This window comes from Rhodococcus sp. NPDC056960, assembly GCF_042674125.1.
Taxonomy (GTDB): domain Bacteria; phylum Actinomycetota; class Actinomycetes; order Mycobacteriales; family Mycobacteriaceae; genus Rhodococcus_F.
In genome coordinates, this window is the sequence record NZ_JBHURF010000005.1 from 338,587 (window position 1) to 349,552 (window position 10,966).

Annotated in this window: 10 protein-coding genes; 4 read left to right on the forward strand and 6 right to left on the reverse strand. The window is 68.4% G+C overall.

The window, feature by feature from the left end:
- Positions 1-63: 63 nt before the first annotated feature.
- On the forward strand, positions 64-1,584 hold the full coding sequence (locus ACFTWF_RS10565) for an MFS transporter (RefSeq protein WP_378461142.1): 1,521 nt from the start codon (positions 64-66) through the stop codon (positions 1,582-1,584).
- Here the strand turns inward: ACFTWF_RS10565 and ACFTWF_RS10570 are convergent.
- From ACFTWF_RS10570 to ACFTWF_RS10595, 6 genes are all read right to left on the reverse strand, one after another.
- Positions 1,574-2,743, reverse strand: coding sequence for an ABC transporter ATP-binding protein (locus ACFTWF_RS10570; protein ID WP_378461143.1), 1,170 nt, complete (start codon positions 2,741-2,743; stop codon positions 1,574-1,576). The two genes, ACFTWF_RS10565 and ACFTWF_RS10570, sit on opposite strands and share 11 nt — an antisense overlap.
- Before the next feature lie 4 nt (positions 2,744-2,747).
- The gene (locus ACFTWF_RS10575; protein WP_378461144.1) at positions 2,748-3,584 is read right to left on the reverse strand and encodes a carbohydrate ABC transporter permease; all 837 of its coding nucleotides are present in this window, start codon (positions 3,582-3,584) and stop codon (positions 2,748-2,750) included.
- A 2-nt stretch (positions 3,585-3,586) separates the two neighbouring features.
- Positions 3,587-4,534, reverse strand: a complete 948-nt coding sequence (locus ACFTWF_RS10580; RefSeq protein ID WP_378461145.1) for a carbohydrate ABC transporter permease — start codon at positions 4,532-4,534, stop codon at positions 3,587-3,589.
- The gene (locus tag ACFTWF_RS10585) at positions 4,531-5,895 is read right to left on the reverse strand and encodes an ABC transporter substrate-binding protein (protein ID WP_378461146.1); all 1,365 of its coding nucleotides are present in this window, start codon (positions 5,893-5,895) and stop codon (positions 4,531-4,533) included. Before ACFTWF_RS10585 ends, ACFTWF_RS10580 begins: the two co-directional genes overlap by 4 nt.
- Positions 5,896-6,144: 249 nt before the next feature.
- A complete protein-coding gene (locus ACFTWF_RS10590; protein ID WP_015889781.1) occupies positions 6,145-6,636 on the reverse strand; it encodes a general stress protein in 492 nt (163 codons plus the stop codon).
- A 67-nt stretch (positions 6,637-6,703) separates the two neighbouring features.
- Positions 6,704-7,666, reverse strand: coding sequence for a CoA ester lyase (locus ACFTWF_RS10595; RefSeq protein WP_185728750.1), 963 nt, complete (start codon positions 7,664-7,666; stop codon positions 6,704-6,706).
- A gap of 70 nt (positions 7,667-7,736) precedes the next feature.
- On the opposite strand from ACFTWF_RS10595, the gene ACFTWF_RS10600 reads away from it, so the two are divergent.
- The 3 genes from ACFTWF_RS10600 to ACFTWF_RS10610 all read left to right on the forward strand — a co-directional run bounded on the left by ACFTWF_RS10600 (position 7,737) and on the right by ACFTWF_RS10610 (position 10,866).
- Positions 7,737-9,008 carry a magnesium transporter MgtE N-terminal domain-containing protein gene (locus ACFTWF_RS10600; protein ID WP_378461147.1) on the forward strand — a complete coding sequence of 424 codons (1,272 nt, stop codon included), beginning with the start codon at positions 7,737-7,739 and terminating at the stop codon, positions 9,006-9,008.
- On the forward strand, positions 9,005-9,526 hold the full coding sequence (locus ACFTWF_RS10605; RefSeq protein WP_185728748.1) for a DUF1003 domain-containing protein: 522 nt from the start codon (positions 9,005-9,007) through the stop codon (positions 9,524-9,526). Before ACFTWF_RS10600 ends, ACFTWF_RS10605 begins: the two co-directional genes overlap by 4 nt.
- A gap of 116 nt (positions 9,527-9,642) precedes the next feature.
- On the forward strand, positions 9,643-10,866 hold the full coding sequence (locus ACFTWF_RS10610; RefSeq protein WP_378461148.1) for a lytic transglycosylase domain-containing protein: 1,224 nt from the start codon (positions 9,643-9,645) through the stop codon (positions 10,864-10,866).
- Positions 10,867-10,966 lie beyond the last annotated feature (100 nt).

Consider the following 10,966-nt stretch of genomic DNA (forward strand, 5'->3'; position numbering starts at 1 on the left):
CGTTAGTTAGCCCCAGTACCGTGTTTACCTACGCCCACGCACACATCACCACAGGAGGACCCCATGGCCGCCGGATCGACCACCGCAGCCCGGGCTCTCCTGCCCGTCATGTGCTTCGTCGTGATGATTGTCGCCGTTCTGCAGACGCTGGTGGTACCGATCGTCGGAACCATCGGCGCGCAACTCGACGTCGGTCCGACGGCCGTCGGCTGGCTCCTCACTGCCAATCTCCTCGCCGCCGCCACCGCGACCCCGGTCCTCGGACGGCTCGCCGACCTCCGCGGCAAACGGCCCGTCCTGCTCGGCGTGCTCGTGGTCGTACTGCTCGGCTCACTCATCGGTGCGGTGTCGACGTCGGTGGGGGTGCTGATCTTCGCCCGCGTGCTCCAGGGCGTGTCGTTCGCGCTGTTCCCCATCGGTATCGCGGTCCTGCGCGACGAACTTCCCGCGGAGAAGCTGACCGGCGCCATGGGAATCTTCTCCGGCACACTCGGTTTCGGCGGGTGTTTCGGCATCGTCCTCACCGGGGTGCTGGTCTCCGACGGCGCCGACTTCCACCGCGTCTTCTGGCTCGCGTCGGCCATCACCGCCGCCGGACTCGTCCTCGCCTGGATCGCCATCCCCCGCCGGCCGCGCGGCGGTGCGGGTTCCATCGACTGGATCGGTGCGGCCGCTCTCGCCGCCGGCCTGGTCCTCGTCCTGCTGCCGCTCGCCGAGGGCGGCACCTGGGGATGGGCGTCCCCCGTCACCATCGCCAGCGGAGTGGCCGGCATCCTCGTCCTCGCGGGCTGGTTCCTCTACGAACGCCGGACCACCGATCCGCTCGTCGCACCCCGGCTGCTCACCGACCCACCGGTCCTCGTCACCCATCTGTCCGCGCTCGTGGTCGGCATGTCGATGTTCGTGATGTTCCTGGGCAGCTCCTACTTCGTCCAGACCCCGAGCGCGGTCGCCGGGTACGGCTTCGGAGCCACCGTCCTCGAGGCGAGCACGGTGTACCTGCTGCCGGGCGCGATCAGTGGCGTCATCGCCTCGATCCTGAGCGGAAAGCTGATCCACCGCTTCGGCTCCCGCGCCGTCCTGATCGCGGCGAGCGTCGTCGGCGTCAGCGGGTTCCTCGTGTTCATCCTGGCCCACGACCGCACGTGGGAAGTGGTGGCGGCCATCCTCCTGATCAACACGTACATCAGCCTCGCGTACGCGTCCCTTCCGTCGCTACTGGTGGCCGAGGTCCGGCAGGACGAGACCGGCGTCGCGAACAGCATCAACTCGATCGCCCGGTCCGTGGGCAGCTCGTTCGCCAGCGCCCTGCTCGCGACCCTGCTCGCCGGCATCACCATTCCCGGGACCGGTGTCCCGACCGAATCGGCCTACGTGATCGCGTTCGTCGTCGGCGCGACCGCGGCGGCCCTCGCCGGGCTGCTGCCGTTCTTCGGGATCACCCGCACCACCCGCACCCCGTCCGACGACGAGGAGAACGAGGTCCACGCCACCGCGCTGGCCGCCGAGTGGGGCACCGTCGGCGGTCTCGGCGGCGCGAATACGAGCCGCACGGGTGAGCGCCACACCCCCGTCACCGGGTGAGATTCGCTCCCGAGTTCTGATCGAACAGGGCAATCTTCGACCGGTCGAACCACAGTTCCAGCGGACTGCCGTGCGCCGCGGACGATTCCGCCGACAACCGGGCCACCAGCTGCCCGCCGCCCGCGACCGCGGTACCGGAATCGGCGGCGAGTTCCTCGAGTTCCCGGGAGTTCACCTGCGGGCCTTCGGCCGTGAAGTAGGCGTACTTGTCCGACCCCATCGACTCGAGGACCTCGATGTTGGCCGTGAACGTGGCACCGGCGTCCCGCTGCGCCGCGTCGACGAGCGCCACGTCCTCGAAATGCTCGGGGCGGATACCGACCACCACGTCCTTCGCCGAATTCGACGCTCCGATCCGGCCGAGCGTCTCCGCGGGCAGCGTGAACTCGCCGAGCGGGGTCGACACCCCGTCGGCCGTCAGCTGTCCCGGGAAGAAGTTCATCGACGGTGACCCGATGAAACCCGCGACGAACAGGTTGTTCGGGTGGTCGTACAGTTCCTGCGGCGCGCCGATCTGCTGCACCACCCCGCCGCGCAGCACCACCACCCGGTCGCCGAGGGTCATCGCCTCCGTCTGGTCGTGGGTGACGTACACCGTGGTGGTGCCGAGTCGCTGTTGCAGCCGGGCGATCTCGGTGCGCATCTGGACGCGGAGCTTGGCGTCGAGATTCGACAGCGGCTCGTCCATCAGGAACGCCTTGGGGCTGCGGACGATCGCCCGGCCCATCGCGACCCGTTGCCGCTGCCCGCCGGACAGGTTGGCCGGTTTGCGGTCGAGGTGCTGGGTGAGATCGAGGATCTTCGCGGCGTCGTCGACCTTCGCCGCGATGTCCGACTTCGACATCTTCGCCAACGTCAGCGGGAACGCGATGTTCTGCCGCACCGTCATGTGCGGGTACAGGGCGTACGACTGGAACACCATCGCGATGTCGCGGTCCTTCGGCGCCTTCTCGTTGACCCGCTCCCCCGCGATCCGCAGTTCCCCGGACGAGATGTCCTCCAGCCCGGCGATCATGTTGAGAGTGGTCGACTTTCCGCAACCGGACGGTCCGACCAGAATGATGAACTCACCGTCGGCGATCGTGATGTCGACGTCGCTCACCGCCTTGGCGCCGTCCGGGTACAGCTTCGTCACCTTGTCGAGCACGATTTCGGCCACAGGATTATCCCTTCACTGCGCCGGAGGTCAGGCCGGCCACGATGCGTCGTTGGAAGAACAGCACGAAGATGATGATCGGGATCGTGATCACCATCGCGGCCGCGGCGATCGACCCCGTCGGCTCCTCGAACTGGGAGGCGCCGGTGAAGTTCGCGATCGCCGCAGGCGCGGTGATGGAGCGTTCCGTCGACGTCAGCGAGATCGCGAACAGCAGATCGTTCCAGCAGAAGATGAAGACCAGGATCGCCGCGGTGACGATGCCCGGCGCCGCCAGCGGTGCCACGACCTTCCGGAACGCCTGCGCCGGGGTCGCTCCGTCCATCTTGGCCGCCTTCTCCAATTCCCAGGGGATCTCCTTGAAGAAGGCGGACAGCGTGTAGATGGCGAGCGGGAGCGCGAACGTGATGTACGGCAGGATCAGACCCGCCCAGGTGTCGAACAGCCCGAGCCTGCGTTCGATGTCGAACAAGGGGCTCACGAGGGAGATCTGGGGGAACATCGCGATCAGCAGCGCCACCCCGACCAGCAGTTTCTTGCCGGGAAAGTCCAGCCGGGCAATGGCGTAGGCGGCCATGGTGCCGATGACGACGGCGATTACCGTGGAGATGAGGCCGATGCCGATGGAGTTGATCAGCGCACTGGTGAACGCGTTGGTCTGGAAGATTCCGCGGTAGTTGTCGAGTGTCCACTTCTGTGGAATGAACTTGCCGTCCTTGATCGTTCCCGCGGGTTTGAACGACAGGCTGGCGATCCACAACACCGGGATCAGCGCGTACAGCAGGACCAGCAGGTTGACCACGGACCAGCTGATCTTGCGGCGAGGGGTGTCGACGACGGCCATGGTTATCGGTTTCCTTCCGTGTCGGACCCGGGAGCCGACGCGCCGAAGAGCTTGATGAACACGAATGCGAGGAGCGCGACGCACAGGAAGATGAGGACGCTGATCGCCGATCCGATGCCGAGGTTGAACGCCTTGAACAGGTTGTCGTAACCGAGGATCGACAGCGAACCGGTGTCGTTGGCGCCCTTGGTGAGGACGTAGATGTTGTCGAAGATGCGGAACGCGTCGAGCGTGCGGAAGAGCAACGCCACCAGGATCGCGGGTTTCATGAGCGGCAGGATGATCCGTACCAGCCGCGTCCACGCCCCGGCGCCGTCGACCTGCGCGGCCTTGAGGAGGTCGTCGGGAACGAGGGCCAGCCCGGCGAGCAGCAGCAGCGCCATGAACGGGGTGGTCTTCCACACCTCGGCGAGCACGATGATCGCGAGCGACGGAATCTGCTGAGTCAGCGGTGCGCTGCCGTCGGGCAGGAGGTTCGCGAGATAGCCGGTACCGGGCGTCCACGCGTAGTACCAGCTGTACGCTGCCGCGACCGTGACGATGCCGTAGGGGATGAGCACCACCGTCCGCACCAGGCCCTTCCCGACCAGCGTCCGGTGCATCACGAGCGCCAGGATCAGGCCCAGGACGAACTCGATCACCACCGAGACGACGGTGATGCTCACCGTCACCACGAACGCCTGCCACCAGTACCCGTCCGTCAGCACCGACACGTAGTTGGCGAGGCCGACGAACTTGCGTTCGTCGGGGAACCGGAGGTCGTAGCGCTGCAGACTCAGCCACACCGCATACACGACGGGATAGGCCGTCACCGCGATCATGAGGATCGCGGCAGGAGCCACCAGCCACAGTCCCAGGCGGCGCTCGGCCCTCTTGCCCTCCGAAAGCTGGCTCTTCGACGCGGCTTTCGGCTCCTCGGCGCGGTCCGCCTGCACGGTTTCGGTCGTCACGGGATCAGCCCTTCCGAGTTGACCGCCTTGCGGACCTGTTCGGCGAGTTCGTCGACGGTGCGCGGCGGATCGATGTCACCGACCGGATTCAACGTGGCGGTGATCAGGGTCGAAATGCTCTGGTACGCCGGAGATACCGGCCGCACGGACGCGGTGTCGAGGCCGTCCCGCACCTCACGCCACGCGGGGTACGCCTCCTGGAACGCCGGGTCGTCGTACAGGCTCGCCAACGTGGGTGGCACACCACCGTTGACGGCGTTGTTGCGCTGGTTCTCCTCGTTCCGCAGGCACTGCACCGCTTCGAACGCCAGGTCGGGATGCCGGCTCGTCTTCGCGACCGCGACGTTGAAGCCGCCGATCGTCACCTCGGCAGGCCGGCCGGGGATCACCGACGGGTACGGCGCGGGCAGGAAGTTCTGCTGACCGTCGACGGTGAGCACCGTGTTGCCCGTATTCTCCGACGTCGGGTTGCCCTTGTCGTCGATGAACGGGAGGTCGCCCTTCTCCGCGTTCTCGATCATGCCCGGCAGCACGAACGGCCAATTGACCTCGAACGCAGACTTTCCGCTCTCCATACCCAGCCGGGACGACGCCTCGTCGCCCTGGGAAACCGACGGGTCGGCACCCTTCGCGGTCGCGACCCGCTTCATGACCTCGAGCGCCGTCACGGCTGCATCGCCGTCCGCCACGGTCACGGTGGTCCCGTCGTCGGCGACGACGGACCCGCCGGCACTCGCGAGCAGCGTGTTGAACCACACCATCAGGCCCTCGTACTGCTTGCCCTGCACCCCGATCCAGCTGGGCCGCCCCTCCCCGGCCAGGCCCTCCGCGATGTCGATCATCTGATCCCACGTCTGCGGCGGCTGCCCGTCCGGCATCAGGTCCTTGCGATACCAGAGCAACTGGGTGTTGGTGTTCAGCGGCGCGGCGTACAGCTGGTCCTGCCACTTGGCCGATTCGAGCGGGCCTTCCAGCGTGCCCTCGCTGACCTCCGCCGCGACGTCGGGTGGGAGCGGCAACGCCCAGCCCGCCTCGGCGAACTCGGCGGTCCACACGACGTCGAGCGTCATGATGTCGAGCGAGGAGTCGTTTCCGGTGAGACGACGGGCCAGCTGGAGGCGTTGATCGTCCGCACCCTTCGGCAGCGTGCGCTGCTCCACGGTGTACCGGCCCCCGGCCGCGGCCGTGCAGTTGGCTGCGGCCTCCGCGTACTGTTCGGCGCCGTCGGCCGCGGTGTAGAAGCTGAGGACGATGCCGTCGTCGGACGACCCGCACGCAGCCAGCAGGGGAACGGTGAGGACCGTGGCCGCACCGATCAGTCCCCACTTCAGCGAGCGTCCGGGCTTGGTGCGATGCAGCACAGCCGCCTCCTCGAGCGGCCCCTCACGGATCCAGTCGCGGTACGGCTGGGCACGCGGGCCCGCACATTGGTTCCTGCCGGAACGCGCACTCCACCGACAGGTCACGGTTTCGGCGAGAGCCGGGGCCCTCGCATTGCGCCGTAAACCTATCCGACATCGTCGGCGAACTGGGTGAAATCGCCGCGAACGTCGCGAATAGGACGCAATCCGTGATCCGACCGCGACCCCGCAGGCCGCCGCGGGCGACGGTCAGAGCGCCAGTTTGGCCAGCATGTCCCGGGCGGTCTCCGCCGACTTCGGCTCGCACAGCACGTCGTACCGGCCTGCGACCAGTTGCATCGTGGACGCGAAGTCCCGGGTACCCCGCGTCGCCGCGTACGGGATGGTCGTGGAGATCAGCCCGAAGATGATGCCGCCGACGATGCCGACCACGAGCGGTGCCAGGAAACCGCCCGTGACGATGCCCAGCAGCAGACCGAAGAACACACCGAGCCATGCGCCCGAAACAATGCCTCCGCCAATTACTTTCGCCCAGGTGAGGCGGCCCAGCACCCGCTCGACCTGCATGAGGTTGACGCCGACGATGGTGACGTCCTCCACCGAAAATTCCTGATCGGAGAGGTAATCGACGGCGCGCTGCGCCTCCGCGTACGTGGGGTACGAACCGATGGGCCAGCCCGTGGGGGGTTCCGGCAGAGCCCCACGCCGCGCCCCGTTGGACTGTCCGAGTGGATTCGTCATCGTCAGCTGGTCTCCTCGTGTGGTTCTCTCAGGATCGGTCCTGTGACAACCATTCTGCCTGCTGAAGCTATCCCCCGTCAGGTCGTGCGAACTCGGTGGTCCGTTTCATGCCCGCCGCGCGCCCCTTGGCGGAGATCACGAGCGCCATCTTGCGGCTCGCCTCGTCGATCATCTCGTCGCCGAGCATCACGGCGCCGCGCCCCCCGCCCGCCGCGGACGTGTGGAACTCGTAGGCGTCGAGGATCAGTTCGGCCCGGTCGTAGTCGTCCTGGCGGGGACTGAAGACGTCGTTGGCCGCCTCGATCTGGGTGGGATGGAGAACCCACTTGCCGTCGAAGCCGAGCGCGGCCGTGCGCTGCGCCGACCGCCGGAACGCTTCCACGTCGCGGATCTGGAGGTAGGGGCCGTCGATGGCCTGGAGCCCGTGCGCGCGGGCGGCCATGAGAATGGTCATCAGGATGTGGTGATACGCGTCCCCGCGGTCGTAGCCGTCCGGCTGCTCCCCGACGACGAGGGTACGCATGTTGATGCTCGCCATGAAGTCGGCGGGACCGAACACCAGCGTCTGCACGCGCGGGCTGGCCGTCGCGATCGCGTCGATGTTGGTGAGCCCGATCGCATTCTCGATCTGCGGTTCGATGCCGATCCGCCCGACCTCGAGCCCGTTGGCCTTCTCCACCTGCGTGAGCAACAGGTCGAGTGCCTGAACGTGGCTGGCGTCCGGCACTTTCGGCAGCAGGATCGCGTCGAGGTGGGCGCCGGCCCGCCCCACGACCTCGGCGACGTCGGCGTACGTCCACTCGGTGGTCCAGTCGTTGACCCGCACCACCTTGATCTGGTCTCCCCACCCGTCCTCGGCCAGGGCCTCGGCGATGGTGCCCCGCGCCTCCTGTTTGGCGAGCGGCGCCACCGCGTCCTCCAGGTCGAGGAAGATCTCGTCCGCGGGCAGCCCCTTCGCCTTGTCGATCATCTTGCGGCTGCTGCCCGGAACGGCGAGCACCGATCGCCGTGGCCTGTAGACGGAACTCATGACGGACGGTCCTCCACTTTCGCAGTGTTCGATTCCCTGTATTTCTGTACAAGGATCTAGCCTGGCAATCATGGCAGCTGCGAACAAGGTTTTTGCAGCCAGGCTGGCCGGCCTGGTGGTGCTCGGGCCGGACGGGGAGTCGATCGGACGTGTCCGGGACGTGGTGATCACCGCCCGCGTCGGCAGGCAGCAGCCGCGCGTCCTCGGGCTGGTCATCGAATTGTTCACGCGCAAACGCATCTTCGTCCCGATGCTCCGTGTCACCGCCATCGAACCCAGCTCGGTGACGCTCACGACGGGCAACGTCAGTCTGCGCCGATTCCAGCAGCGGCCCGGCGAGGTGCTCGCCCTCGCCCAGGTGGCGGATTCCCACGTGCGCGTGGACGACCCGGAACTCGAGGAGTTGTGGGACGCGGACATCATCGTCGTCGATCTCGGCATCGAGCAGACCCGCACCCGGGACTGGGTGGTGTCGAAGGTCGCGGTGCGCGGGCACCGCGGCCGGCTCGGCAGGCGCGCCGCCATGCACGTCGTCGAGTGGCAGCACGTCCAGGGCCTCACGCAGACCGACCTGGCGATGCCCGGGCAGGGCGTGTCGGCGCTGCTCACCCAGTTCGAGGGGATGCGCGCCGCCGACGTCGCGAACGCGATGCGGCTCCTGCCGGAGAAGCGCCGCCACGAACTCGCCCTCGCGCTCGACGACGAACGCCTCGCCGACGTCGTCCAGGAACTGCCGTCCGACGACCAGACGGATCTGCTCATGCACCTCGAGGTCGAGCGGGCCGCCGACGTCCTCGAGGCCATGGACCCGGACGACGCCGCCGACCTCCTCGGCGAGCTTCCCGAGACCGAGGCCGAATCGCTGCTGCAGTTGATGGACCCGCAGGACTCCGAACCGGTCCGCCGCCTCCTCGAGCACTCCCCCGACACCGCGGGCGGTCTGATGACTCCGGAGCCGGTGGTCCTCACGGCGTCGACGACGGTGGCGGAGGCCCTGGCCCGCGCCCGGATCTCCGACGTCACCCCCGCCCTCGCGAGCATGGTGTTCGTCGTCCGCCCGCCGACCGCGACACCGACCGGCCGCTATCTCGGCTGCGTCCACCTGCAGAAACTGCTGCGCGAGCCGCCCGCCAGCCTGGTCGGCGGGCTGCTCGACACCGACATGCCGCGGCTGGCGCCCGAGGACTCCCTGACGTCCGTCACCCGCTATTTCGCCACCTACAACCTGGTGTGCGGGCCGGTGGTCGACGCCGAGGACCATCTGATCGGAGCGGTCACTGTCGACGACGTCCTGGACCACCTGCTCCCCGAGGACTGGCGCGAAGAGGAGATCGACGGATGAGCGAGAAGGCACCCAGCGCAGCCGCCCGGAGCCTGTCCGATCGACAGCGCCTCGACACCCCGCGCGGCACCCGGCGCTTCCGGGTCACGTACGACGTGGAGGCCGTCGGGCGGGCCAGCGAGAACTTCGCCCGATTCCTCGGCACCGGCCGCTACCTGATGATCCAGACGGTGATCGTGATCGTCTGGATCGTCATCAACGTCTTCGCCGTCCGGCTGCAGTGGGATCCGTACCCGTTCATCCTCCTCAACCTGGCGTTCTCCACCCAGGCGGCGTACGCGGCGCCGCTCATCCTGCTGGCGCAGAACCGCCAGGAGAATCGCGACCGCGTGTCGCTCGAGGAGGACCGTTCGCGCGCCGAGCAGACGAAGGCGGACACCGAGTTCCTCGCCCGGGAACTGGCGGCTCTGCGCATCGCGATCGGCGAGGTCGCCACCCGCGACTACCTGCGGCGCGAGCTCGACGAGATCAAGACCCTGCTGGCCGACGAGGACGACACCCGGCCCCGACGGAAATGAGCGCCGGCGAATCCCCGCAAACTCCGGCAACGCCGATCACGTATATGTAACGTCAGTCACATCTTCTCGGATGTATGCGGTGTGCCGAAGCGAAGAGCACCGCAGGGGGTGATCGAGTGCGGATACGTGGACTGTTGACGGTGACTGCCCTGACGGTGGGCGCCGTCGCCACCCTCGGCTCCTCCACCGGCGGTCCTGCGGTCAGTGATGCGGCGGTGAGCACCACCGCACTCAGCCCCACCGCCGGGACGTCGACTCTCGCGGGCACCGTCCCGCAGGCCGCCTATCTTCCGCCGTCCGGCCTCGTCGCACCGACGCCTCGGGTCGCGCGCTCACAGCGGGCAGCGCCTCCGCCGCCGGTGCCACTGCCCGTTCCTACCGTGACAAATCCCACATCTCCGACGTCGCCGTCCGGCACCGGACTCATCGCCGCACCGGTGGTCCTCAGCGCCCTGGGAATCCCGGAGATCGTGCTCAACGCATACCGCTCGGCGGAACTCGAGATGATGGCGGAGGCCCCGCAATGCGGCCTTCCGTGGCATCTGCTCGCCGGTATCGGCCGCATCGAATCGGGTCACGCCGGCGGCGGCCGCACCGACTCGGTGGGCACCACCCTGACCCCCATCCTGGGACCGGTTCTCGACGGACGGCTGGCGGGCAACGAGATCATCCGCGACACCGACCGCGGCGCCACCGACGGCGACCCCGCGCACGACCGCGCCGTCGGCCCGATGCAGTTCATTCCGTCCACGTGGGCCAAGTACGCGTCCGACGGCAACGCCGACGGCGTAGCCGACCCCAACAACGTGTTCGACGCGACACTGGCCGCCGCCCGGTATCTCTGCACGGGCAATCTCGACCTCCGCGATCCCCTCCAGGAGACCCGCGCGGTCCTGCGATACAACAACTCGGCCGCCTACGCCGCCAATGTCATCACCTGGTCGAACGCCTACAAGAACGGCGGAACCCCGACCCCGAGCCAGCTGTCGGGGGCGGCCACCCCGACGCCCGGGCATCTCGCCGACGCCGCCGCCGGCGGGTCCGACCTCACCCGCGATCTCGCGACGACGCCTGCGCCCGCCACCGACGGTGCGGCTACCCCCGCCTCGCCCGCTCCGGCGCCGCCGATTCCCGGGCTTCCGCCGCTGCCGAAGCTGCCCTGTCTGATCTTCTGCCCGCCGGCCGATCCCGTCGTCCCGGCATCGCCCGCACCCGATCCGCTCGCGCCCGCAGCGGCGGTGCCGCTCGAGCCCGCAGCGGCGGTGTCGCTCGCGCCCGCAGCGGCGGTGCCGCTCGAGCCGACCGCGGCCGTGCCTCCGGCCGCTGCCGTTCCCCGGTAGTTCAGCCTCCGTTCGCCGCGCGCCCTGCTTTGCCGCAGGGGGCGCCGCGGCGGGGTGCGGGTAGCGCCGGCGGTCCGGCCGGCCGCCCTCCTCCCCACGC

Coding starts and splice junctions, on each gene's coding strand:
- ACFTWF_RS10605 (WP_185728748.1), top strand. CDS start 9,005: ATGAGCGAGAAGGCACCCAGCGCAGCCGCCCGGAGCCTGTCCGATCGA.
- ACFTWF_RS10590 (WP_015889781.1), bottom strand. CDS start 6,636: ATGACGAATCCACTCGGACAGTCCAACGGGGCGCGGCGTGGGGCTCTG.
- ACFTWF_RS10565 (WP_378461142.1), top strand. CDS start 64: ATGGCCGCCGGATCGACCACCGCAGCCCGGGCTCTCCTGCCCGTCATG.
- ACFTWF_RS10595 (WP_185728750.1), bottom strand. CDS start 7,666: ATGAGTTCCGTCTACAGGCCACGGCGATCGGTGCTCGCCGTTCCGGGC.
- ACFTWF_RS10600 (WP_378461147.1), top strand. CDS start 7,737: ATGGCAGCTGCGAACAAGGTTTTTGCAGCCAGGCTGGCCGGCCTGGTG.
- ACFTWF_RS10575 (WP_378461144.1), bottom strand. CDS start 3,584: ATGGCCGTCGTCGACACCCCTCGCCGCAAGATCAGCTGGTCCGTGGTC.